The sequence below is a fragment of the Niabella aurantiaca DSM 17617 genome (assembly GCF_000374125.1).
GTDB classification, from domain to species: domain Bacteria; phylum Bacteroidota; class Bacteroidia; order Chitinophagales; family Chitinophagaceae; genus Niabella; species Niabella aurantiaca.
This window is the reverse complement of sequence record NZ_KB893628.1, coordinates 80,738-105,893: the sequence shown is the minus strand read 5'-3', so window position 1 is coordinate 105,893 and position 25,156 is coordinate 80,738. Positions and strand designations below refer to the sequence as shown.

The 25,156-nt window shown below is 49.5% G+C and carries 16 protein-coding genes; 10 read left to right on the top strand and 6 right to left on the bottom strand.

The window, feature by feature from the left end:
- Positions 1 to 12 precede the first annotated feature (12 nt).
- The 3 genes from B160_RS0109515 to B160_RS0109505 all read left to right on the top strand — a co-directional run bounded on the left by B160_RS0109515 (position 13) and on the right by B160_RS0109505 (position 2,687).
- On the top strand, positions 13 to 1,392 hold the full coding sequence (locus B160_RS0109515) for a hypothetical protein (RefSeq protein ID WP_018627682.1): 1,380 nt from the start codon (positions 13 to 15) through the stop codon (positions 1,390 to 1,392).
- A gap of 174 nt (positions 1,393 to 1,566) precedes the next feature.
- The gene (locus B160_RS0109510; RefSeq protein WP_157557981.1) at positions 1,567 to 1,770 is read left to right on the top strand and encodes a hypothetical protein; all 204 of its coding nucleotides are present in this window, start codon (positions 1,567 to 1,569) and stop codon (positions 1,768 to 1,770) included.
- A 356-nt stretch (positions 1,771 to 2,126) separates the two neighbouring features.
- The gene (locus B160_RS0109505; RefSeq protein WP_018627680.1) at positions 2,127 to 2,687 is read left to right on the top strand and encodes a helix-turn-helix domain-containing protein; all 561 of its coding nucleotides are present in this window, start codon (positions 2,127 to 2,129) and stop codon (positions 2,685 to 2,687) included.
- 37 nt (positions 2,688 to 2,724) lie between these two features.
- Here B160_RS0109505 and B160_RS0109500 read toward each other — a convergent pair whose 3' ends face one another.
- The 5 genes from B160_RS0109500 to B160_RS0109475 form a co-directional block, all read right to left on the bottom strand.
- Positions 2,725 to 3,921: a hypothetical protein gene (locus B160_RS0109500; protein WP_040679681.1), complete on the bottom strand. Its 1,197-nt coding sequence runs from the start codon at positions 3,919 to 3,921 to the stop codon at positions 2,725 to 2,727.
- A gap of 129 nt (positions 3,922 to 4,050) precedes the next feature.
- Positions 4,051 to 5,943: a RagB/SusD family nutrient uptake outer membrane protein gene (locus B160_RS0109495; protein ID WP_026309666.1), complete on the bottom strand. Its 1,893-nt coding sequence runs from the start codon at positions 5,941 to 5,943 to the stop codon at positions 4,051 to 4,053.
- Positions 5,944 to 5,966: 23 nt separating this feature from the next.
- Positions 5,967 to 9,248, bottom strand: a complete 3,282-nt coding sequence (locus B160_RS0109490) for a SusC/RagA family TonB-linked outer membrane protein (protein WP_018627677.1) — start codon at positions 9,246 to 9,248, stop codon at positions 5,967 to 5,969.
- A 218-nt stretch (positions 9,249 to 9,466) separates the two neighbouring features.
- Positions 9,467 to 10,132 carry a sterol desaturase family protein gene (locus tag B160_RS0109485; RefSeq protein WP_018627676.1) on the bottom strand — a complete coding sequence of 222 codons (666 nt, stop codon included), beginning with the start codon at positions 10,130 to 10,132 and terminating at the stop codon, positions 9,467 to 9,469.
- A 162-nt stretch (positions 10,133 to 10,294) separates the two neighbouring features.
- Positions 10,295 to 11,536, bottom strand: a complete 1,242-nt coding sequence (locus B160_RS0109475) for a serine hydrolase (protein WP_026309664.1) — start codon at positions 11,534 to 11,536, stop codon at positions 10,295 to 10,297.
- Positions 11,537 to 11,673: 137 nt separating this feature from the next.
- On the opposite strand from B160_RS0109475, the gene gcvT reads away from it, so the two are divergent.
- The 5 genes from gcvT (at position 11,674) to B160_RS0109450 (ending at position 19,028) form a co-directional block, all read left to right on the top strand.
- Positions 11,674 to 12,759, top strand: a complete 1,086-nt coding sequence (gene gcvT, locus B160_RS0109470) for a glycine cleavage system aminomethyltransferase GcvT (protein WP_018627674.1) — start codon at positions 11,674 to 11,676, stop codon at positions 12,757 to 12,759.
- Positions 12,760 to 12,823: 64 nt separating this feature from the next.
- A complete protein-coding gene (locus tag B160_RS0109465; RefSeq protein ID WP_018627673.1) occupies positions 12,824 to 13,759 on the top strand; it encodes a TraB/GumN family protein in 936 nt (311 codons plus the stop codon).
- Between the two features lie 62 nt (positions 13,760 to 13,821).
- Positions 13,822 to 14,550, top strand: coding sequence for a 2-phosphosulfolactate phosphatase (locus B160_RS0109460; protein WP_018627672.1), 729 nt, complete (start codon positions 13,822 to 13,824; stop codon positions 14,548 to 14,550).
- Between the two features lie 264 nt (positions 14,551 to 14,814).
- Positions 14,815 to 18,579, top strand: a complete 3,765-nt coding sequence (locus B160_RS0109455; protein WP_026309662.1) for an SNF2-related protein — start codon at positions 14,815 to 14,817, stop codon at positions 18,577 to 18,579.
- Between the two features lie 164 nt (positions 18,580 to 18,743).
- The gene (locus B160_RS0109450) at positions 18,744 to 19,028 is read left to right on the top strand and encodes a hypothetical protein (protein WP_018627670.1); all 285 of its coding nucleotides are present in this window, start codon (positions 18,744 to 18,746) and stop codon (positions 19,026 to 19,028) included.
- A gap of 156 nt (positions 19,029 to 19,184) precedes the next feature.
- On the opposite strand, the gene B160_RS0109445 is transcribed toward B160_RS0109450, so the two are convergent.
- Positions 19,185 to 20,087, bottom strand: coding sequence for a helix-turn-helix domain-containing protein (locus B160_RS0109445; RefSeq protein WP_018627669.1), 903 nt, complete (start codon positions 20,085 to 20,087; stop codon positions 19,185 to 19,187).
- Positions 20,088 to 20,431: 344 nt separating this feature from the next.
- On the opposite strand from B160_RS0109445, the gene B160_RS0109440 reads away from it, so the two are divergent.
- Entirely contained in the window at positions 20,432 to 23,542 is a 3,111-nt protein-coding gene (locus tag B160_RS0109440; protein WP_157557980.1) for a SusC/RagA family TonB-linked outer membrane protein, read from the top strand.
- Between the two features lie 18 nt (positions 23,543 to 23,560).
- On the top strand, positions 23,561 to 25,132 hold the full coding sequence (locus B160_RS0109435) for a RagB/SusD family nutrient uptake outer membrane protein (protein ID WP_018627667.1): 1,572 nt from the start codon (positions 23,561 to 23,563) through the stop codon (positions 25,130 to 25,132).
- Positions 25,133 to 25,156: the final 24 nt, after the last annotated feature.

Genomic DNA, 25,156 nt, shown 5'->3' with positions numbered 1-25,156 from the left:
AACATTAAGAATATGAAAAAACAAGTTACATTGTTGTTCAGCGTTGCAACACTGCTCTTCGCTTCCTGCGGCAGCGATAAAGGCGATACGATTGATCCTCCAAAAACAGGAACGGAGATCGTTGTAGGCCAGGCAAGCGGTTCCGGTGATCCCCTCCCTTCCACCATAACAGCGAATACGACATGGACAGCGAATAATAAATACCTGCTTAAGGGATTTGTGTATGTTGCTGACGGCGCTACACTTACTATAGAACCGGGTACCGTAATAAAGGGAGATAATAAATCCAAGGGAACATTGATCATTGCCCGGGGCGGAAAGATCATTGCACAGGGAACTGCTGATAAGCCCATTGTATTTACTTCTAATTTCCCCAAAGGGCAAAGAAAGGCCGGTGACTGGGGCGGGCTGATCCTTCTGGGAAAAGCGCCTTCTAATACAACGGCAGATAAATCCAAAGTGGAAGGTGGTTTAACCGTTCCTACAGGCACGACCCTCAACGAATATGGCGGCGACAATCCTGCCGATAATTCCGGGATATTAAAATATGTACGTGTGGAATTTGCCGGGGTGGAATACTCTACAGATAATGAAATTAACGGGATCACTTTTGGCGGGGTTGGATCCGGAACACAGGTGAGCTATGTTCAGGTATACCGTTCCGGTGATGATGCCATCGAATGGTTTGGCGGCACCGTAAATGCAGACCACCTTGTGGCTACCGGTACCTGGGATGATGATTTTGACACAGACAATGGTTATTCCGGTAAAGTTCAGTTTGCCATTGCCCAGCGCAACCCAGCTTACAGGGATAAATCAGAGTCGAATGGCTTTGAGTCCGATAACGATGGCAATGGTTCTACAAGAACGCCGCAAACAAAAGCCGTTTTCTCAAATGTTACCATCATCGGTCCCATGAATGGCACGGGCAATACCATTCATGAATATTTTAAACATGGAGCCCAGATCCGCCGTAACTCTTCCCTGTCTATTGTAAACTCCGTGTTCGTTGGATTCCCGATCGGTGTTTATATTGATGATACAAAAGGTACAGCCACTTCATTGAACTATCTCGCCGGCAGCCTGATGTTTAAAAACAACATTATTGCCGGTTGCCCGGAGCCGGTTAAAACAACGAACCCGGTGATCAAACCGCAGATCGAGAGCAATAATGCTGTTTTGGCTACGATCGCCGAAGCAAAAGTTGCTGATGCATACAAATTCAATGCAACCCCCAGCTTCCTGTTGGCGGCAGGTTCTCCTGCACTTACCGGAGCAAATTTTGACGGTATTTCCGGTTTTCAGGCCGTTGCTTACAAAGGCGCTTTTGATCAGACCAATGACTGGACAAAAACATGGACTACCTGGAATGCAGAGCAGAACGAGTATTAACAACTGCTCGTTTTGCATTGTAACATTTTTGAAAGAGGGCCCGCTGCGGTTCTCTTTCTTTTTTTAAACCCGGCTATATGATCACCCTTAAGCATATATTTGAATCCTCTGCATGGCAATTACAATAACCGCCTGTGCAAAGGAACAGCAACCTCAAAAAAATGCAGCCGGGCTGTGGACGCTTACAGAGACTCGTACCGGATGGGACGGTATAAAAAAGGAGCGGCGATCGGATATAAGCAGACCGTGCTGTTAAACCCGGACAGTACGTTCCAGGTAAAAAGAACCAATGGAACAACGACAAGAACGGAAGACGGGATCCATATTGTGTACACGAAAATGAACCATAACGGAAGGCTGCCGTTCCAGTCTGTATGATCTATTTGCTTTTGACGCTGGGGTGCAGGAAACCCTCCCGGCAATACGCCCTCTGTCTGCCGGGCTGTTTGGCGATATATACGGGGCGCTTCATACCGCCGCTCAGGTTCACAACACCGCATCGTTGCACGCATAACAAACCCCTCTTTTTCTTCGGCTCCGGACCCGTTCTTTTGAGTAGAAAGACCTTTGAGGCTTGCGGGTCTTTTCCTGTTGTAATAAGAAAATTGTAATAAAATTAATTATTACAAAAACTGTATCACAAATTTGTGATAAAAAGCCTGTAATAGTAAAAAGTATTACAAATTTTTGATCACAATAGCCTGCGTAAATTTGCAATAGCTAAAACGTAACATATGAAATACTTTAGAACTCAACTGCACCTTACTCAACAGGAGCTGGCGTTCCTCCTGGGCGTTTCGCAATCCCTTTTGAGCATGTACGAAAAGGACCTGCGTGAACTGCCCGACCGGGCCTCCCATAAACAGGCCCAACTGGAATGGGAACTGCACCAGTTTCAGCAGCAAAAAAGTATGCCGGATCCCCGGGAAGCGCTTCGTCAGCAAAAAAAAATGCGAAAACTGGAAAAACTGCTGGACAACCAGGCCCGCGAAGCGGAGGAGGATATACTGCGCATAGATGAGGCCCTGGATAAAATGAAGGAGCGGCAAAAACAACTCGACTTAAAACTGGCTTTTATAAAAAGGCTGATGGCGGCGGGAGGCCCCTGGCAGGAGGATAAAGACTTACTGCAGAACATGGCGCTCGGGGCAGAGGTTGCCCTGGATGGTTGCGACCCGGTGCGCCAGCAGGAAGTGGCGTATAAACTGCTGTTGTTAAAAGCCCGGATGAAGGCGGCGCGGCAAATACAAAGAGTGGTAAAGCAATCGCTGAACCCAACGGCGAGCGGGCGGTGAGGTCTGATGCCCGCGGCCTGCAGCGTTCACCAATCTGTCATGGATGATAGGCATATGCTACCTCGTAACGTATGTTTTTTAGTTGCGGCAGTAATTTACCCATGGGCAGGTCTTCCTTTTGGGGGGTGGGCTCACAAACGGAGTATTGCTCCCCGTTAAACAGAATGGAAGTGCCTACCGGCTTTTCCAGCTTTACGGCAATGGTCACATGCCGGGGATATACCAGTACGATCATGGGCCGGTTGTAGAGCTCTTTGACCAGGTAAAAAAAGAAGAGGACCCGGTCCTCGCAATCGCTGCCTTCGTAGAGCAGTGTTTGTTCCGGTGTCAGCCGTTTTTCCCGCCCAAACTGGCGGGTATCTTCTTCAAAGGGAAAGGCATACCGTGTAAAACGCATCAGGTAGTCGATACCGTCTTTTACCGAACGGCCCTTCAGTTCCTTTTTTAACATCGGAATAAGGGATGCCTGGGTGGCATTACTCACCGGTATGGAAAAATAAGTACTGTAATCTACTGTAGGGTAATTGGCGAACAGGTTTTTGATCTTGGGGTTTACCTTTACCCGGTAGTCGTAATCCTGGTCGTAAATGGTAAGTTTCAGGTCCCGGGTTACATAGTCCGAGGTTTCAAACCGGGGCAGCCGGGTGACCTTGTAGGAAAAGGACCGTTGGTGCCGGGGAATGGGCAGCGCTACTTCTTTAAAGGGTGTTTTTTCAAAATCAATATTACTGCCATAGTCATGGTAGTTCAGGCATACATACTGCTTACCCTGCTTCATACGATAAGGAATGTTGTAAATGTTCTCATCGCTCTGGATGTAGAACAGTAGCTGCCGGCCATGAAGGCTCAGCAGGGGGTCAAAACCGGATTGCAGCATAAAATACCACTTGTACAGGGTATAACGGATATAATTTTTTTCTTTGGGGCTGATCTGCTGCACAACGGCGCGCACCAGCTGGTAGTACAGCCAGTCGTCGGCACCTTCCTCGGCTTCGTATTTTTTTAATGCGGCAAGCACCGCGGAGTAATCCCTTTGCCGGATAGTCGTATAAAAATCAAGGATGGTGGAATCGGACAATGTGTTTTCATCAAAATCGACCCGCTGTGCCAGGTTGCATACAAATTGAATGCTATCGCCATAAAACAGGAACTGCACTGTTTTAGGGTCGTTGCCTGCGTGTACACGGGAAAGGGTCAACAGGAAGGAGCACCATATAAGCAACACTTTTTTCATAACTCCGGAATCTATCCAAGTTACAAAAATTAATGATTAGTTAATATTAAATTTTGGCGGGTTCTGTATAAAAGCTGTATCAAAAGTAAAGCGACTTTTGATACAGCTCCTTAAGATCATCAGACGGCTTTAATACCCCGGATTCTGTACCAGTGCCGTATTCTTATTCATTTCATCCCGGTCGATGGGTGCATAATACATCTTGTTGACCCATTTGCGGTTTTCATGCGCTTCGTTTACCACCGGTGTGTAGGTGTAATTATAAATGGATTCATCATGCCGGTAGCTGTCTGCCAGCTGTTTTCCGGGCAGGAAGGAGCCCACCACGTTAATGAAGCTGAGTTTACGGCCTACGGTCTCCTGGGGGATCAGCCAGCGGCGCACATCAAAGTAGCGTTGCTCCTCAAAAACCATCTCGATCCGTTTTTCATTCCGGTAACGGTTTTTCAATGCCGTTCCGGCATCGGTTATGCCGGGCATGCCGGAGCGGTAACGGATCCGGTTGAGCCACCGGCGGGCCTCGTCTTGTTCACCCAGCTCAATGCAGGCTTCGATATAATTAAATACGGCTTCCGTGTAGCGGAAGAAAGGCCAGGGCACCAGCTGTTTGGTGTTGGCATCCACGATCTTGGGGTCCGGGTCGGTGAACTTGCGCATATAATAACCCGTGCGGCTGCCATTCCAGTCTTCGATGGAGCTGCTGCGGGTATCCAGCCCGTTGAACGTTATCTTTTTACCGCCTACTATCAGGTCATACTGCCCGGTCTGGATCTGGTTGGCCGGGTCCGCATTTCCGGAGATCAGGTCACGGGGTTTCCAGGGCGCGCCATCATAGAGTATGGTGGCATAAAAACGAGGGTCGCGGCCCACATAAGGTTTTGCTTTTTGCGCCGGATTGCTCCAGCTGAAAGGAGTGCCGTTGGCCATTTCGTAATCGTCTGCCAGCAACCCAATGGGTGTGTTGCCAGCCCAGTTGTGGTACCCGTTAGGCCCGTTGTAGAGGTTAATGCTTACGCCGGCTCCTGTATTTACGTTCAGGTTATAGTAGCGGCCAAAGATGACCTCCGATCCTGCGTTGGCATCCATACCCAGCGCCTTGCTGTAACCGCTCATCGCAATGGACATATAATTGGTCTTGCCTTCGGCTGCGGAAACGGGGGCGGCCAGGTTCAGCTTGTATCCGGTGCCCAGTTCCATAACGGTTTCGGCTGCGGCCTTTGCGGCCCTCCAGCGGGCATTGCGGTCGCCACCGGTATAGCCAAACAGCTCCGGTTGCGGATGACTGGCCAGCTCGGGGATCTTTGTTTTTGCAAGGGGCAGATAACACAGGTCGCTGGCGGCGTATAAAAGTATCCGCGATTTGAGCGCCAGCGCTGCCAGTACGCTGGCCCGGCCCTTGTCCATTGCGGTTTCATTGATCAGCCAGATGGCACTGTCGCAGTCAGCTGTAATAAACCGGACACATTCTTCAAAGGTGTTCCGGGGCGCGCTGTAATCCTGGTTCAGGTCGTAGGCCCGGGTAATAATGGGAACGCCTCCGTAATAGCGCAGCAACTGGTGGTAAAAATAGGCTCTTAAAAAATGGGCTTCCCCCTTCAGCCGGTTGGCCAGGACCGTATCGATCCCCGGCTCCGCCAGCTTTTCCAGGGAAAGGTTGGCCGCACGGATATTGTCATAGAGGTTTTTCCATCCATAGCTTCCGGGGATCCATCCCGCACCGCTGGGACTGGCGCTGCCCTCCATTACCGTGTTAATGTTGCGCCCGGTATGGGTAAAAGTGGCCTCATCGGTGAGGGAGGCCAGCATCTGCTCATCAAACCCCCCTACCCCCAAACCATACACACCGGCGCCGCCGCTGTAAATGCCGGTTATAAAAGCCTGGGCCAGCGCAGGATCCTGCCAGGCCGTTTCCTCCGGTACCTGCCCGGTGGGGTCAATATTCAGAAAGTCTTTACTGCAACTCAGGAAGGTAGCAGAAAAGACCATTAGTAGAAAAAATGGCCGAAATATATATGTTTTCATTTTTTTAAATTTATAGTACATGGTTAAAAACTTACAGTAGCACCTACATTGATGATGCGCGACTGGGGGTAGTATTGACCGTTGCCGCTGGTAGATTCGGGATCCCATATCTTCATCTTATCCCAGGTGACCAGGTTTTGACCATTGGCAAAAACACGGACACTGCTGATGATGTTGCGTACCTGCTCCGGCATGGCCAGGTTGTAACCGATCTCCACGTTCTTCAGCCGCAGGTAATCGCTGCTCCGGAGAAAATAAGTATTGAAGCGTGCTGCGCCGCCGGTATAATAAGTATTGCCCCTGCTGGCGATCCGGGGATCCACGCTGCTGGGATTGTCGATGGTCCAGCGGTTGTCATAGGAGTATTTCAGGTAGTTCCCGATGTCTCCGGATTCGGTACCAATGAACAGCAGGCCGCCAACGGCTCCCTGGAACATAAAGCTCAGGTCAAAATTCTTGTAGCTTGCGCTCCCGTTAAAGCCACCGGTGAAATAAGGGTCACGGGTTTTGTCAAGCGCCACCATATCATCTCCGTTGATCTTATTATCCCCGTTGTAGTCTTTGATCTTCATATCGCCGGGACGGAGTCCGCTCGTCAGGGCGCTGTAATCCACTTTATTGGCATCAATTTCTGCCTGGTCGCGGAATACGCCGTCATACTCGTAAGCCACAATGGTAAAGCCGTTGGTACCATAGGGTTTACCCGTGGTCCGCTGCCATTCCGGAACACCGGCAGGCTCGCTGGAGTAAAGCACTTTGTTTTTAGCATACCCGCCGTTCAGCCCCAGAGAGTAGCTCACCTGCCCTACATCGTCCCGCCATCCGATCTTGAATTCACCCCCGCGGTTCAGCATTTTTCCTTTATTTACGGGAGGCAGCTTACCGGAGATACCGCTGCTTTGTGGTACCAGCCCCGTTTCTGCGATCAGCGCCTTGTCCCTCACATTCCGGAAATAGTCCAGTTCCAGCGTAAGCCGGCTGTTTAAAAAAGAGGCATCCAGGCCAATGTTCATGTTGTTTCCCACTTCCCAGGTAAAATTCTGGTTGGCTACGCGGTTCTCAAACAGGGTCTGTACCACGGCATCGTTGAGCACATAAGTGCTGAAGGGGTAAGCGGCAATGAACTGGTATTCGGCAAGGGTGTTCCCAAAGTAGGGTTCGGCCCCCATTTGCCCCCAGGAGCCGCGTAGCTTCAGGTTGTTGATAAATGCAACGCTGTTCTTAAAGAAGGGCTCTTCAGAGATCCGCCATCCGGCCGTTACACCGGGGAAAAAGCCAAAGCGTTTCGACGGCGGAAAAATATAGGAACCGTCATAACGCCACAGGAATTCGAACAGGTATTTTTCACTGTAATTATAACCCAGGCGACCAAAATAGCTTAGCCGTGCCCGTCGGTAGGAGCCGCCGCCGTTGTTCTTTTCCAGGTCGCCCCCCACATCCAGCACATCCAGTGCGTTGGAGAGGTAGTAACGCCGGTAAGCCCGGAAGCCCTCGTAGTCCTCGGTTTCCCGCTGCACACCAGCTAAAAAATTAACGGTATGTGCACCAAACTTTTTATCGTAGTTCAGCAGCCCGGAAAGATTGATGTTTAACGTATTCTCGGTCCACTGGTTCAGCCGGGGGTCTGTAAAAGTAGAGCGCAGTTCGCGGGTCAGCTGGGGTGTTACCCCATCGGCTTCATAGGAGCTGCGGTCCCAGGAGTACAGGTACCAGGGGGTTTCAAAACGTTTCTGGTTCTTGATGTATTTGTCGATAGCCGCCGTTCCGGTGATCTTCAGGCCATCCACACCGGGGATGAGGATCTCCAGTTTTCCGTTGGTCTGCACATAATCCCGCTTGTCGCGGTCATAGCCCGTTTGATTGGTGGCGATCACCACCGGGTTTTGGCCATACTCAATATCCCTGCCGGGCAAACCGTTGGGCCATACGGCCGGTTCGTTGGGTTTGCCCCGCATCAGCATCCGGAAGATCTCTCCGGCTGTTTCTGTGGGAAAGAAGCGGTATTCTTCCCGGGCGGCGATGCCCACGGTCAGGTTCATATACTGGTTCAGTTTGGCATCCAGGTTTAACCGCAGGTCATATTGCTTGTAACCGGTGGCAGAATTTTTATAGTAGGCATCCTGGTTCTGATAGCCGATGGAGCCCAGGTACCGGATGTTTTCGGATCCGCCGGTCAGCTGGATATTGTGCCGCACCTGTGGCGACCATTTTTTAAAAGTGGCTCCGAACCAGTCGGTGTTGGGGTGTCCCCAGGGATCGGACCCATCCCGGTATTGCTGCATATCGTCCGGGAAAAAGCCCACAGGAGAGCTTACTGTGGCGCCGTTATCGGTACGCTTATAAGTGCCGGTGGCGGTAAGGGCATCCCATGCGGCCTTCCATTGATCTACCGGTACGTTCTCATAAACGGCCAGCTCATTGCGCAGGGTGCCGTATTCCACCGCGTCCGACATTTTGGGGATGCGGGTGGGTTGGGCCCAGCCCTGGTTAAAGGTATAGGACAGCAGCGGCTTTCCGCTTTTGCCCCGCTTGGTGGTAATGAGGATGACCCCGTTGGCCGCCCGCGATCCGTAGATGGCGGCAGATGCATCTTTTAATACAGAAATGCTTTCGATATCGTTCGGGTTCAGCCGCTCCATGCCTCCTTCGCGGTCCGGCACCCCGTCAATAACGATCAGCGCACTGGAGTTCCCGAGCGAATTGGTACCCCGGATGCGGATGGTGGAGCCATCATACCCCGGCTCGCCGCCGGTATTGATGGCGGTAATGCCGGGAAGCCGGCCGGCCAGTGTATTGGTCAGGTTTACCGTAGGGGTTTTGGCCAGCTCGGTCCCTTTTACATCGGCCACCGCGCCGGTCAGCGTTACCTTTTTTTGCGTGCCGTAGCCCACCACTACCACGTCCGTCAGCAGCTCCGAGGCGCTGCTTTTGAGCGTTACATTGATGGTTGTCTGATCACCGATGGCCACTTCCAGCGCCTGGTAACCCACATAGGAAATAACAAGAGTGCCGCCGGTATCGGGAACCTTTATGGTAAAGGCGCCCTGTGCGTCTGTAACAACGCCGGTGTTGGATCCCTTTAATAAAACCGATGCCCCTCCGATGGGCAGGCCCGTTTCGTCGGTCACCTTTCCGGTGATGGTTTTTTCAGGAGGGGCTGCCCCGGTATTTTTTGCAAGGCTTTCCCGGGGAAAGACCCCCAGCGTTAGAAGAATAACAACGAACAAAAACGTACTTTTAAGCGGAGGGCGCTTAAACAGGGATGCATAGCCGGCATGGCTACGCAATTGCTGCGATCTGTACATAGCATTTCTGGTTTAGAGGTTTACATAAAAAAACGATGACGGCAAAGACAAGGGCTCCGGTCGATAGGGGCAGCGATCAACGTTACATTTCTCAATGTCTAAAAAACGAAAAAAGATTGAAATAATTGCAGAAAGGGTAAAATAAATAATTGTCAGGCTGACATAAAAAAAATCTGCGACGGAACGGCGCAGATTCTTGATGCATAAATGGCGATATTTTATTTTTTGGTGAACATCAGTTCTTTTACCTTTTCCTTGTCTTCTTTTTCTCTTTTCAGATCGAACATCGTCCCAAATACATGGTCCCAGATCGTGCTGCTTACACCAAAGCCCTTATGCTCGTCTTTATAATGATGCAGGTGGTGGTTCCTCCACAATCCCTTCATCCATTTAAAGGGCGGGTTCCAGGCGTGGATGGCATAGTGCATGGTGCCGTACATCAGGTAGCCCAGCATAAAGCCGGGGAAGAACATCAGCGCCAGTTTCCCGAGGATCAGGTAAAAGAGACCCAGCAGTGCAGACGCAATGATGATGCTGGGTACCGGGGGCATAAATAAACGCTGCCGGTCCCTGGGATAATGGTGGTGATTGCCATGCATAACATAGGCAACCTTTTGAGCCGTTGGATTATCGCCAACCCAATGGAAAATGAACCGGTGCGCGATGTATTCAAAAAAACTCCAGAAAAAGATGCCGATAAAAAAAATGAGGAATACATAGCCCACCGAATAGTTATAGGCATGGTGACTATAATACAACATATACGCAATAACAGGGATATACATTCCCCAGATGACCAACGGGTGTGTCTTTGTCAGCATCTCCAGGTAGTCGTTCTTAAAAAGTCTTGCCTGTCCTTTGTTATGAATTTTGTCGAACTGCATACTGCAAAATTAAATCAAAAAAAGTAGTGATTACTCTTATTACAGTCAATTGACAAATAACCCCTATGGCTTGTTGTAATAAATGGTTAAAATGTTGTTCCGGATCAACAATAAACGCCTTTTTGAGCACTTAGATGCATACAAACAATTGTTTGCCGGGGGTTATTCATAGCGGAATTTCCAGCGGTCAAGGTCCGGCAGCACCGGCTTTTTCTTATGAAGCTCGTGATCATAAATGATGTTTCCAACTTCCCTGAAGAACGGATATCCAATTTCTTCGTAGTCGTATTTATTGTCATTAAGGACACCATCCTTGTTTACATAAAGGGTAGCGCTGAGCATAAATTCCAGGTTGTTTTTAAAATCCACCACATAGCAATAGTCCGTGAGGTACCCGTAGCTCCATCCGGCCTTATTGAATACACGTATGTACCCGGGGATCTGCTCTTTGCCCGAACGGAAAAAGAAGAACTTGGTATAGCTGTCAAAAAACTCGGAACGGTCATAAGCAGGAAAGCGGCTTTCATGGGGAAGTTCCGACATATAGGTGTACAGCGTCCGGTAGTCGTCCTTTGTTAAAGAAAATCTTTGTGCGGATGGCACAGATTCGGGGAACAGCGCACTGCGCAGCAGGAGCTGCCCGTCTTCCAGCGGCAGGTTGTTGTGCGTGGTAAAATCCATGGGCTCATGGATGAGGCTGTCATTTTTATCCCAATGCGCGTCGCCTACCAGTATTTTTGTTTTGGGAAACCGGAACCGGATATTGCTGTATGCCGCTGGCTGGGTATACACCGTTTTCCCGTTGCTGACAAAACGAATGGGGTTGGTATGCCGGTTTTCTTCCGGCGTCATGGGAACAAAACGCCGGGTAATGCGGATATCGGCATATCCTTTTTTCCAGAGCGATTCGTTCAGCTCCTTTTGTCCCACAAACTCATAAAGCCGGTTATAGGCATCATTGTCGCTTACCAGGAAGATCTTTTTGACATAATGCTCCACCGACGGCAGTCCGTTCTCAGCGCTTGTGTCTTCCGTTACGGCGGTTTGTCCGCTGAATGCGCTGTCGGTAAGCATGGCTGTTTTAGCCGTCACCCTTTTTTTGAGGCGGTTCAATTTTTCAAGCGCGGCAAAGGCCACCGGCATTTTTACTGTGGAAGCCGGGTTAAAATAGCGGTTTCGGTCCACGTTCAGGTAATGATTGGTAAAAATGGGTTTTTGATGCGCATCCCGCTTTATTTCGGTGTAAATCAGCTGGTATTGATACACATCCGGTTGCTGCAGTACCGATTTTAGCAAGGGGGACGCCTTTTGTTGCAGCAGCTCCATAAGCCATGGATCATTTTTTACCTGTGCGGCAGCGATTGTGGTCATGATCGTTAAAAATAGAACGAAGATCGGTTTCATACAGGTAAGATAGGATTTTTCTGCTGCCCCTGTTTTTCATAGGGCGCCTTTCTTTATTTTATATTTTGCATTCTACATTTTTTCTCCCGCCCTATCCCGTAAATTTGCAGCCAAAATTTAAAGCCAAAAGTTTGTATATGAAGCAAACCCCGTTTACAAAAAAGCACCTGGAGCTTGGAGCCAAAATGGCTGAATTTGCCGGGTATAATATGCCGATCAGCTATTCCGGGATCAATGAAGAGCACCAGGCGGTTAGGAAGAATGCCGGTGTTTTTGATGTGAGCCATATGGGCGAGTTCATCCTGAAAGGACCCAAAGCCCTGGATCTGATACAGCGTGTAACCACCAATGACGCTTCCAGGCTGAAGAACAACCAGGCCCAGTACAGCTGTTTTACAAACGAACAGGGAGGCATCATAGACGACCTGATCATTTACTGCATCGAAGAGAACAGCGCGTACATGATCGTGGTCAATGCGGCGAATATTGATAAGGACTGGAAATGGCTGAATGACCACAATACGGAAGGAGTGGAAACGCACAATATTTCTGATAAAACGGCCCTGCTGGCCATCCAGGGGCCAAATGCCACGGGAATATTGCAGCCGCTTACAGAAACCGACATCCTGAATCTAAAATATTACACATTTGAAAAAGGCCGGTTTGCGGGGGTCGACAATGTGCTCATCAGCGCTACCGGCTATACCGGCGCCGGCGGCGTGGAGATTTATTTTGAGGACAGGGATGGCGCTGCGGATAAAATATGGGATGCCATTTTTGCGGAAGGAGCTCCCAAAGGTCTGAAGCCGATCGGGCTGGCGGCAAGGGATACCCTGCGCCTCGAAATGGGCTACTGCCTTTACGGCAATGACCTGAACGATACCACCAGTCCGCTGGAAGCCGGCCTTGGCTGGATCACCAAATTTACCAAGGAGTTTACGGCGGGCGACTTGCTGAAAAAACAAAAAGAAGCTGGTGTGGAACGGAAGCTGGTGGGTTTTGAGCTGCAGGACAAAGGAATTCCGCGCAATGGATATGCGATCTGTGATGAGCAGGGCAACGGCATAGGAACCGTAACCTCCGGAACCCAGGCGCCTTCTTTAGGAAAAGCCATCGGGCTGGGGTATGTACAGTCCGGTTTTGCAGCTTTTGAAACACCGGTGTTCATTAAAGTACGTGAGAAGCTATTAAAGGCAAAAGTGGTGAAGCTGCCCTTTGCCTGATTGAATCCGTCTGTTCGAAAGAAAATGTAACCGGAACCATACAATGAAAACAGTCGGACTGCTTATGTTGTCTCTGTTGCTGCTGCAAAATTCAGTGGCACAAAGAACGGAGAAAATAGCATCGGTTTTTTGGAAGATCGAGGCGCCATCGGGTAAGGTTTCATCTTATATCCTGGGTACTTTCCATGTATTCGGCAAGGAATGGTTCGATAAGTTTCCGGAGATCCGGGAAAAAATGAAGCATGCCGCGTTGTTTTTTTCGGAATCCAACGGATCTGGTCCGGATGCCGATCCGGTAACTTTTTACCTGGACTCAACACTGCCGGCTAAAAAATTTGAAACATTCTTTGGGGCAAGCTCCCCAAAAACAGATAGCTTCTTTATGGCCTCGTTCAATGGGCCGGAAAAGATCTCGGATCGTATAAATCGCAGTAAGAACCTGATGGAGCAACAACTGCTGCTGGGCTATTATTGTTTTCCAATGATGCTTCAGTACCGGGATGCCCTGCTGGGGCGCCCCTTTGATACGGCCGAACTTGAGTACTATATGCCTTTGGATAATTTGGTGGAACTGTATGCCGATTCATTGAAACTGCCCATGCGACCATTGGATGATCCGGAGTATATGAAAAAAAAATCGGCAGACGAGGGAATAATGGAAGCGGAGTTTGTAGGGATCATCAATCAGTTTATAATGCTGAAAACGGACGGAAAAAGCAAGGAAGTTGAAACAGACCGGGCAAGTTATCGCCTGTTCGACAAGGGATTATTTGATTTTTCTTTGGCGTATAATCAAAAAAGGGAGGAAATTGACTGGACAACAAACGTAGCCCGGAACAAACGATGGGCAACAATAATAACAGAGGATTTGATGACAAAAAACTGTTTTATTGCCGTAGGCATCGGGCATCTTTTTTTAAATAAAAAGTACGGATTGCTGGATTTACTGGAAAAAAAGGGATTTAAAATAACACCTGTTACGCTTCAGATGCATCATTAGTCTGAAAAGCTGCTTCTATTTAACCAAAACTGTATAAATTTATCGCCTTAAAAAAACAGCAGATGGATCATAAACCCACACTTTTTACTTCATTATCGCCCGCGCTGATCCATCTTTACGACCTTAACAATACCGTGGTGGTGGTCATTGATGTTTTCAGGGCCACTTCCACCATAGCGGCCGCCCTTTACAATGGCGCCCGGTACATCATTCCGGTTGATTCCGTGCCCAAAGCCGTCGAGATCAGTGCAACCGTGGGGGGCATTGCTGCCGGAGAGCGGGATGGAAAGCTGGCCGACGGGCTCAGCCACGGCAACTCCCCCATGGAATATAAAAGGGCATTTATTGAAGATAAGGTGCTGGTGCTGACCACTACCAACGGAACCCGGCTGCTGTCCATGGCCCTGGAACAGGGCGCGGGCGATATCATTACCGGTTCGTTTCCCAACCTTTCTTCCGTTTGTAACTACCTGATCGCACAACGCAAGAATGTGGTGCTGGCCTGTGCGGGATGGAAAGATAAATTTAACCTGGAGGACACGCTGTTTGCCGGAGCCGTGATCAACCGGGTAAAAGCGCATTTTTCTATCCATTGCGACAGCTCCTTTATGGCAGAATATATGTATGAGCAGAATAAGAATGATCTGCCGGGCTTTTCAAAGAACCTGACGCACTATCACCGGCTGGTGGACCGCTTTGGCTATATTGATGATATCGCCTTTTGTTTACAGGAGAATGTGGCAGATATACTGCCGCTTTACAAAGAAGGCCGGCTGATCCGGAAAGGCTAACCCCTAAAGGTAGTATTTTTTCTATTTAAGACCATATTATAAATTTTATCAAAATCTTGGGCAAATAGTAGGAAAAGCGGATAAGATTCTTTTATTTTTGCCGATTGTCCTTTTTGTAGCCCCAACCGGCAAGGTGTGGGTGTCTGCAGCAGCACACTCCCGGATGAGCGGTATCACAGCGGTGCCGGAAAACCAGTACGGGTGCATGTTTCCAATGAAAAAAGGAATGAAGAGGCATTATTTATTAAGCATAATAACAGCGGTTTGGCATTACCACATTTATTAAAACACGTTTACACCTACGGTACAGATGAAGTGATCCGCAGGGGCAAAAAAACATTTGCGCTTGGGTTTGTAGAGTTGATTGAGTATGATAAACTGACCGGAAGTATTTTTTTCAGGGTAAAGGATGACTCTTACAGCACCTTTTACAAAGTACACATCCAGAAGTTTAACGACCCCAAGAACCTGTCATTAAAATGCAATTGCCCCTACAACCTGGGAGAAGTGTGCAAGCATGAAGTGGCCGCCCTGTTCCAGCTGCAGGAGCTGATGGATAAAGGGCAGCTTGAGGATGAAGAAGTGTATTACGACCAGCGCCATACCGTAGTAAAGATCCGGAACCTCGACATCCGGACGATCCGGCATCTTTGCGCGCCTGAAACCTTTAATGAAGCCGAAAAATTTTTGCAGAAAAAGAAAGCAAAGATCGTGTACGCACAGGATGAAACCGTTAGAGCCGTGGTGGCGCTTGATGGAAAGGAATACAAAGTAGCCATCAAAAAAAATGAAGAACGGAACTTTGATACCAGCTGCGATTATGAAGATACCGATCATCCGCTTGGGTTACCCAAGGTCATCGTTTTCCTGCAGCTGATCAAACAGCACGGGCCGTTTTATTTTGACACCATCCGCAACCGGGATGTGGAAAAGAACAAATTGCTGGAAGCCTACGGATACTCGCTCAATGATGACCTGAAAGGAAAATTTGAGTTCGTTTTTAAAGACGGAAAGCCCTTTTTGCGGGTATTGGATCCAAAAATCAAACGCATCAATACGTTAAGCGCTGCAGAAAAGCCCGCAGCGTCGGCCGTCAGGCAGCCATTGCAGGCCATCGAAAAAGAAGAATCTGTTGTGGTTGAAGAGCAGCCCTCCAGAAAACTCGGCATCGTATTCGATTTTAATAAGACCACCTACCCTTATTTTCAGGTACATGCCATTTCCGGGGAAGTCAATGAGAACGGATCCGGTTTTGCGGGCAAAGCCGCCACGCTGGACATTACCCATTTCATAGATACCTCCGACTTTAATGAGGAAGACATCAGCCTGCTGAATGCGGTACGGAAGCTGCAGGATGCGGAGATCAATAAATATGTAAGCCGGAATACGCCGTTCAGCAACCTTTGGGAGCCGGAGGAGCCGGTTGTGGAAGCCGGCGATGAAACCCGGCAACTGATCAATGAATACATGCTGCCCCGGCTGCGGAAGCTGCTTACCGATGCCGGTGAGGACGGCCTGGCATTTATATTGCCCAAAGGAAAAGCATTTGTTACCGGGAACATTGAGCAGATCGATATTTTTACGGAACCCGCGGTTACGGAGTTTTTTGTAGACAAAGAGGCGGACGACCAGTTCAGCTGCGATTGCCTGATACGTTTAAGAGGCATGGTGCACGGGGTGGAACAGAATGAAAGCCCCTGCCCGCTGCTGTTCCTGTACAATCATCAGCTGTTCCTGTTCAGTAATGCAGAAAGCATCGGCCTGATCGAAAAATTCCTGCCCAATGGAAAAATGTTCATTGCACAGGACCAATGGGCAGAGACCCTGCATGAGTTCCTCCTGCCCCTGGCCCGCGAGTATAAAGTAGATTTTGATGCTTCCATGCTGCATGTGATGAAGAACATTGTGCCGGAGGCAAAACTGCTGCTGATCGAAAAAGGAGACCACCTTGTTTTTAAACCGCAGTTTTCCTATAAGGGATATGAGACGGACCTGCTGGGCAAAGAGGTGTTCCTGATTCCCGAAGGAGATAAGATCCTGTCCATACACCGGAACAAAGAAAAAGAAAATGCCTTTGTAGACCGGCTCAAAAACCTGCACTCCAACCTGGTGATGAACGAAGAGAACGGCACACTGGCTTTAAAAGGGAACGAGATCCTGAAGGATAACTGGTTCTTTTTATTTGTGGATGCCATGAAGGAGATGCAGGTACCTGTTTTTGGTTACGATGCGCTGCGGAACTTCCGTTTCAATACCGCCAAACCACAAACAAAGATCTTTATTTCCAGTAATACCGACTGGTTTGACGCCAAAGTAGATATTGTTTTTGGCAACCAGCAGGTTTCCATTGCGGATGTAAAGCGGGCCCTGGCCAATAAACAGATGTATGTGCAGCTGGGCGACGGTACGCTGGGCGTATTGCCGGAAGAATGGCTGAAAAAATACGCGCTCCTGTTCCGCGTAGGGGAAGGCGCCAATCAGAACCTGAAGCTCTCCAAATACCATAAGAGCGTGGTGGACGAACTTTTTGAGCTGAAGAATGAAGAAGAGCTGGTCTTTGAGCTGGAAGAGAAATACAACCGGCTGCGGGATTTTGAAAAAATTCATGAGATAGAACCTCCGCAGCACCTGCTGCCGATACTGCGGCCTTACCAGATGGCCGGCTTTCAATGGATCAACTATCTCAAAAATGTGAATTGGGGCGGCATTCTGGCCGACGACATGGGTTTGGGAAAAACCGTGCAGGCCTTGTCCTACCTGGAGCATCACAAATCACTGAACCCGGATGCACGGATCCTGGTGATCTGCCCCACAACCCTCATCTATAACTGGGAGAATGAGATCAAAAAGTTTACACCCTCCCTTACCTACCGCATTCACCACGGACCTTCACGTACCCGCAACTCAGAAGACATTCTGAAACAGGATGTAACCATCACTACCTACGGAACGCTGCGCAGCGATATCAAATTGTTTGTAAGCGTTCCGTTCGACTATGCGGTGCTGGATGAAAGCCAGGCGATCAAGAACCCGGCCAGTAAGGTTACAAAAGCGGCTTACCTGATCAACGCCAAGCACCGGCTTTGTATGAGCGGTACACCGCTGCAGAACAATACGTTTGATATTTATGCGCAGATGAATTTCTTAAATCCCGGAATGCTGGGAAGCATTGAGTTTTTCCGGCAGGAATTTGCCATCCCCATTGATAAACTGGGCGAGGCGGACCGGAAAGAACACCTGCGGAAATTGCTGTACCCGTTCATCCTGCGCAGAACAAAAGAGCAGGTGGCTAAGGACCTGCCGGAAAAGCAGGAAATGATCCTTTGGTGCGAGATGGAAAGCGAACAACGGTCTATTTATGATGCCTACCGCAACGATTACCGGGATAAGATCCTGGGCAATATCGAAACGCAGGGCATTGGCCGTTCGCAAATGACCATTTTGCAGGGATTGATGAAGCTGCGCCAGATCTGTGATTCTCCTGCGATATTGAATGAAGAAGAATCCTTTGAGAACCACTCCATAAAAATTGAAGAGCTGGTACGTGAGATCACCGAAAATATGAGCGACCACAAAGCGCTGATCTTTTCCCAGTTCCTGGGGATGCTGGGCCTGATCCGGCAAAAGCTGGAAGAGCTGGGCATTAAATACGAGTATTTCGACGGAAGCACCTCCGCCCCGGACCGGGAAAAAGCCATTCAGAGCTTCCAGCGGAACGAAGAAGTACGGGTATTCCTCATCTCCTTAAAAGCCGGGGGTGTAGGTTTGAACCTTACCGCGGCAGATTATGTGTACATTGTAGACCCCTGGTGGAACCCGGCGGTAGAGCAGCAGGCCATTGACCGGACACACCGCATCGGGCAAACCAAAAGTATTTTTGCCTACCGGATGATCTGCAAGGATACCATTGAGGACAAGATTCTCAAACTTCAGGAAAAGAAAAGAGCGTTGGCAAAAGACCTGATCGCCGATGAATCGGGATTTGTAAAATCATTGACAAAAGAGGATGTGGAGTATCTGTTCAGTTAAAGGGGAGTGGTCAATGGATCAATGGTGGATATGGATGGTCACTAGCAAATTGGATGCAGCCGGCAGGAACGAACCATCCCGCCACCCGCCATCATCATTGCACCATCAATTTTTCACTACAAACTTTTCACCATTCTCTCCCTGTTCTCTCAAATAATCAAAACATGAAATTCAGAAGAGGCATCTTGTTATTCATTGTAGGCGTTGTGCTGGCGGCCTATTTTACCAAACCGTCTAAGGAAGGGTTCATGAATTTGATTCGGCCGGCGGTCAATCGTACGCACCTCCCTCCTGTTGTGGATTACCAGGACCGGTTCCTGTATTCCTTTGTGACCGCCACCTATGTGGATGCCGGAAATCCCGTAAAAGAAAACGACCGGGTGGTTGCGCCTACACACAAGGAAACCTATGTTGGATTATTCGGGCGCTACTGGAAACAGGAACCTTAACGCCTTCCTTCAATCACCTGCCGCAGGGAGCTATTGCAGCGCCCGGCATAGAGCAGGTGTTCCGTTGGGCGCCTGAACAGGGCTGGCCGGCTTCACAAATGATGCGGATGGCAGCAGGTTAAAAGCCCTAAGAGGCGGCCGGCTATAAAAGTCCTTCTAACGGATTTCTCCCGGGCGGGATCTCCGGTGCTGCTCGCGGTAATGCTTGGGCGACTGCTCAAATTTCTTTTTAAAGATCCTCGAAAAATAAAAAAGCGTCTCAAACCCCGTTTGATCAGCGATCTCATTAATGGGCAGGCTGGTAGCCCTCAAGAGCTCGCTGGCTTTTCCCAGCCGCAGTTCCAGGTGGTACTGGTTGGGCGATATGCCCGTAACCTCTTTAAAATCCTTTCTGAATTTGGAGTAGCTTACGGTAAGCTGCTGGGCAACCTGCGTCATGCTGATATCGCTTTCCAGGGCCTCCTGCAGTAAAAACTTCGCCTTGGAAATATATTGCAGGGCATCGCTGATATTTTCCGTTTTGTAAACGGAAGCATTGTATATCAGCGACAGGATCTGCAGAACAGATCCTGCAATAAGCTGGTGATAACCGGGCGCTGCATTTTTAATGGTGTCGATCAGGCTGTGAAAGATCATCAGCAGCTCCTCGTTAAGGCCCACATGGATGACGGGACTCTTCTTATGGAAGAACCCCGATTTCATCAGCCGTTGCGGATAGTAGCCGTTAAACCCGATCCAGTATTCTTCCCATCCTATTTTCGAAAGCGGTTTGTAACGGTGCCAGACCCCGGGAAACAGCAGGAAACAGCTTCCCTCCCGGATGGTGCCGGCCGCCTGGTGCGCCGTTTCAAAAACGCCGCTTCCCTGCGATATGAATACGATATAATAGTCATTCAGGATCCGGCCCTTGTTCCAGGTAAAACGATGCGTGCTGGGGTGTTCCTTGCTCAGCGGGTAAGGCTGGTGCTCCCGGATCTTTGTATAACCCACCGTAGTAACATAAAGGCCCCAGTTGTCCTCGATGGTTGTTTTTGCGAGATATTTATGAAAATTCTTCACTGATTAAATATACGTGAAATATCAAAAAGTATAAATTAAAAACGGGATAGTGTATGTGTTTTGGAAAAGAGGATGTGTAAATTTGAAACGGAAGATTGCTGATCATAGGCCGGATATCCAACCGTTGATCCGGTAAGAACGTAACGATTAAAAATTGAAGAACGATAGCAAGGTTTTAGCGTCGGAGCGTTCTCCGGTCGCAGACGGGTGCGGCAAGACGCTGGCAGTAAAAAATTAAATTTTTTTTGAACAGGTCAGAAAATGTAAATTTAATCCTGTCCGGAACCCTCTTCTTTTGAAAGGCCCCCGGCCTGATTCAATATTTAAACAAGCCAATTATGACAATGCACAAACTGCTAGAAAGATCACTGCTGCTGCTGCAACAGGGCGTATTGTTCCTGCTCTTTTTTTCCTTTTGCAGCGTAGCGGGGGCCCAGGAAACCCAACAAACCATCCGGGGTGTGGTTACGTTAAGCCGCTCCGGTGATGATCTTGCCGGAACCTCCGTTAATGTAAAAGGAAAAATAGAAGCAACAGCAACCGACAGCAAAGGAGGCTTTAACCTGAAGGTCCGGCTGCCGGCAACACTGGTCATATCCAGGGTGGGGTATGGTACCCTGGAAGTTCCGGTAGTTTCCGGGGGGGACCCGCTAACGGTATTGCTTACAGAAAGCAGCAACAACATGAATGAAGTGGTCGTGGTGAGCTATGGCACGCGGCTGGCGAAAGACATCACCAGCGCGGTAACTACCTTTAATGCCGCCAAAGCAAAAGACGTCCCTGCCGCCGAATTTGGTCAGCGCCTGCAGGGGCGGGTGGCCGGCGTACAGATCAATATGGCCAATGGCCGCCCGGGGCAGGGCATCGATATGCGCATCCGTGGCGCCGCCTCGCTGGGCGCCGGTTACCAGCCGCTGATCGTGGTAGACGGGCAGCCTCTTTCCGGCAGCAACACCCGGTCGGGCGATATGAATGTGGTGAACCCGGACGATATCGAAACCTTTACGGTGCTAAAGGATGCTGCGGCTGCGGCGCTTTATGGTGCGCGGGCTGCAAATGGCGTGATCCTGATCACCACCAAACAGGCAAAAGCGGGTCGCACCAGCGTTACTTTCGATACCTATTACGGCTGGCAAAAAGTGCCGCAGAAAGGACGCCCGGATATGATGAATGCCCGGGAATTTGCCACCTACATGAAAGGCTTTTATGAAGATAAGATCAAATATGAAGGCTATACAAAAGGAATTCCGGCGGAGTATGACCATCCGGAGCAATACGGGGAAGGGACGGACTGGTACGGTGCACTGCTGCGTACCGCACCGATGAAGAATTTTTCGGTCAACCTTTCTTCGGGTACGGAAAAATTATCTTCCTCCTCCACCATGTCGTATTTTGATCAGGATGGTGTGCTGCTCAATACCAACCTGAAACGGTTTGCCTTCCGGAGCAACAATGAGTACCGGCCGGGCAATGCCTTTAAGATCGGTTTAAACCTGGCACCCTCTTATCAGCTGGAGCACAATACAAGGAATTTTACAGATGGCAACCGGCAGATCATTGCCAACGCCACAGCGGCTTCTCCGCTGCAGCCCATCTACAACCCGGACGGGGCATTTAACAGCAAGGCATCCTCCTTCGGAATGCTGAACCTGAACAACCCGGTACAGCAGTTATTGCTGGCCGATGCCAACTATAAGACCTTCCGGTTGCTGGGCAATGCTTATGCCGACATTGCGCTTCTGAAGAACCTGCATTTTAAAACAACGATCAATGCCGATATTGCAGCGTATCAGCAGGACTGGTATCAGGGAACCATGTATGGGATCGGATTGAGCGCTACGCCGGTGCCCCGTCCGTTCTCCAATTCATCCGCCACCCATAGCTCGCATAATTATGTTTCCTGGCTGAACGAAAATACGCTGAATTATAACCTGTCGGTAAACGATCATCACCTCGATCTCCTTGCAGGGTACAGCGCCCAGAAATGGGAGCGGGAATACCGCGCCATAAGCGGTTCTAATTTCGCAAACGACGGCATTCCCTGGATCTCCGGCGCAGCGGTCACCAGCGGGAACAACAATAAAGAAGCATGGAGCATGGCCTCGGGTTTTGGCCGCCTCAGCTACGACTTTAAAGGAAAATACCTCTTAACCGCAACATTCAGAAGAGACGGGTCTTCCCGGTTTGGACCGAATGTTAAATATGCGGATTTTCCCTCTGTATCGGCCGGGTGGATCATAAGCGATGAAGGATTCTTTAAGAAAAATGACGCCGTAAGCTTTTTAAAGCTGCGGGCCAGTTATGGTAAGACCGGTAATTTCAACATCGGGTACTACCAGTTTGTGACCAATGTAAATGCCGCAAACTATGTGTTTGGCGGAACGCTGACCCCCGGTTTTGCCCTGAGCCCGACGCTTGGAAATCCACAGGTAACCTGGGAAAGCTCGGCCCAGACCGATATCGGGGCGGACATTAATTTCCTGGGGGACCGCATCGTTTTTTCCTATGACTATTACGACAAAACAACCAGCAAAATGCTTTATTTGGTAAACCTTCCCTATCAGTCAGGTTATTCCAACATACAGCTGAATGTAGCCAAGTTCCGGATGTGGGGGCATGAATTTATGGTAAGCTCCCGCAACCTGGTGGGCAAATTTGAATGGACAACCGACTTTAATCTTTCGCTGAATGATAATAAACTGCTGGAGCTGCCGCCCAATACCCCTTTTATTGGCAACAATACTACCTATGCCGGTTATAACCGCACGGTAAAAGACGGGCATATCGGAGAATTTTACGGATACGTGTTTGACGGGGTGTACCGGACCCAGGCGGAGGTAGACAACCAGCCAAAGCACTCCTCGTCCGCACCCGGCTCCGTCCGGATGAAAGATGTAAAAGCCGACGGTGTGATCAATGCCGATGACCGGACCCAGATCGGTAATCCCAACCCGAAATACAATTTTGGGATCACCAATACCTTCCGGTATCAAAACTTTGATCTGAACATTGTAGGGTACGGACAAGGAGGCAACCAGATCCTGAATGCCAACCGTGCCGACTGGACCAACCTGGACGGGGTGATGAATGTGGCCACCGACATGATGGATCGCTGGCGCTCAGAAGAAAACCCCGGCAACGGAAAAGTGCCCGGCACCCGGGCAAATACAACAGAGCTGTATCGCCTGGCCAATTCTACCTGGGTGGAAAGCGGCAATTTCTTTACCATTAAGAACATTGCATTGGGCTATACCTTCCGGCAGGACCGTCTGAAGTATGTGAAGGCTGCCCGGGTTTACGCCAGCGTGCAGCAGGCCTTTGTATTTACCAAATACTCAGGAATGAACCCCGAGGCCAACTCCACAAAAGATGATGTTACCGGGATCTATGGCCAGGACCTGAGCACGTTTCCCATCCCGCGCACATTTATGGTCGGCGTCAATTTTAGTTTTTAAGATTAAAAGCAGTTTATAATGAAAAATTACAAATATATCTCCGGACTTTGCGTGATCGCTGCGGTTGCCTTTTCATCCTGTTCCAAAGACTTTCTGACCCTTTACCCCGAGGGCAACCTGAATGAAGGGATCTTTTATAAAACACCGCGCGATTTTCAGCTTGCCGTTGTGGGCGCCTATACGCCCTTGCGCGATATTGCCAACAATGCCTTTTGGATGGATGAGATGCGTTCGGATAATGCCACATTCGATTATTATGCCAAAGACCGGGGAAATGCCGCGCGCGAAAACATCTCCACTTTTATGGATGAAACCACCAACGGAGTTACACAGGTGCGCTACCAGGCCGCCTACACAGGCATTGGCCGTGCAAATGCCATCTTGGATCACCTCGGAGGGAACACATCCCTGACGGATTCCTTAAAAAACCTCATTGCCGGGGAAACCAAGGCGCTGCGGGGACACTACTATTTTGACCTTGTGCGGAACTTTGGCGGCGTGCCCCTGCTCCTGCATGAAGTGCAGCAGGTTTCCGATGCCTATTTACCCAGGGCCACGGAAGAAGAAGTATATACACAGGTGATCAATGATCTCAAGGATGCCCTGACCCTGCTTCCGGCCCCCACATTCAAAGTGCCGGAAACCGGGCGTATGAATAAAGGGGTTGCAGCCACTGAGCTGGCAATGGTTTATATGCAGCGGAAGGATTATGAAAACGCCTTACCCCTGCTGCAATCTGTTACCACTATGGGGTACACCCTTATGACGAACTTCAATGCCATTTTTAATCCGGCCAATAAAAGTGCCGATGTCAATAAAGAGCTGATCTTTGATGTGCAATACCAGTCCGGGACCACCGGCCAGTCCAGCAGTTTTATTTACCGCTTTATTCCGCACATGCCAAAGACCACCAATGTATTGGGCGTTACATTCAATACCACAGGTTATGGGGGCTGGAATGTGCCCACGGATGACCTGATGAGCCTGTTTGAGCCGGGCGACAGCCGGTTTAACGCCTCGGTAGGCATCGTGGAAGGCACTTTGAACGATGCGCAGGATTTTGAGGCGAGCGGGGTTGTAAGCGCTGTTGGTTATACGCCCAAGCCGGGCATCGTGGCCAAATATTTTTGTAAAAAATACTACTACCTCCCCGTTCCCGACATCAATCAGAATACCGATCAGAACTGGCCCCTGTACCGCTACGGAGAGGTATTGCTGATGCTGGCGGAATGCCTGAACGAAACCGGCAAACCGGGAGATGCGCTGCCCTACTTCAACCAGATAAGGGTACGCGCGTTCGGCAATACGGATCATAATATTGCCACGACCGACCCGGTACAGCTGCGTACGGCCATTGCCAAAGAGCGCCGGAGGGAGCTGGCGTTTGAAAATAAAAGGTGGCAGGATCTGATCCGGACCGGGCAGGCCATTTCAGTAATGAATGCCTATGGGGTCATCGCCAAACAAAAATATCCTTACCTGCTGCCGCAGTCCTTCAATGTTACCCCCGAGCGGCTTTTGTATCCCATTCCGCAACGGGAAATGGAGCTGAATAAGAACCTCATACAAAACCCGGGGTACACCAACTAAAGAACGGGTGTGAAAAATGAACGG

Bases quoted from the DNA above. Each gene is read 5' to 3' on its own strand.
- B160_RS0109475 (WP_026309664.1), bottom strand. From the start codon at position 11,536: ATGAAACCGATCTTCGTTCTATTTTTAACGATCATGACCACAATCGCT.
- gcvT (WP_018627674.1), top strand. From the start codon at position 11,674: ATGAAGCAAACCCCGTTTACAAAAAAGCACCTGGAGCTTGGAGCCAAA.
- B160_RS0109460 (WP_018627672.1), top strand. From the start codon at position 13,822: ATGGATCATAAACCCACACTTTTTACTTCATTATCGCCCGCGCTGATC.
- B160_RS0109465 (WP_018627673.1), top strand. From the start codon at position 12,824: ATGTTGTCTCTGTTGCTGCTGCAAAATTCAGTGGCACAAAGAACGGAG.
- B160_RS0109485 (WP_018627676.1), bottom strand. From the start codon at position 10,132: ATGCAGTTCGACAAAATTCATAACAAAGGACAGGCAAGACTTTTTAAG.
- B160_RS0109515 (WP_018627682.1), top strand. From the start codon at position 13: ATGAAAAAACAAGTTACATTGTTGTTCAGCGTTGCAACACTGCTCTTC.
- B160_RS0109435 (WP_018627667.1), top strand. From the start codon at position 23,561: ATGAAAAATTACAAATATATCTCCGGACTTTGCGTGATCGCTGCGGTT.
- B160_RS0109450 (WP_018627670.1), top strand. From the start codon at position 18,744: ATGAAATTCAGAAGAGGCATCTTGTTATTCATTGTAGGCGTTGTGCTG.
- B160_RS0109500 (WP_040679681.1), bottom strand. From the start codon at position 3,921: ATGAAAAAAGTGTTGCTTATATGGTGCTCCTTCCTGTTGACCCTTTCC.
- B160_RS0109505 (WP_018627680.1), top strand. From the start codon at position 2,127: ATGAAATACTTTAGAACTCAACTGCACCTTACTCAACAGGAGCTGGCG.
- B160_RS0109495 (WP_026309666.1), bottom strand. From the start codon at position 5,943: ATGAAAACATATATATTTCGGCCATTTTTTCTACTAATGGTCTTTTCT.
- B160_RS0109490 (WP_018627677.1), bottom strand. From the start codon at position 9,248: ATGTACAGATCGCAGCAATTGCGTAGCCATGCCGGCTATGCATCCCTG.
- B160_RS0109440 (WP_157557980.1), top strand. From the start codon at position 20,432: ATGCACAAACTGCTAGAAAGATCACTGCTGCTGCTGCAACAGGGCGTA.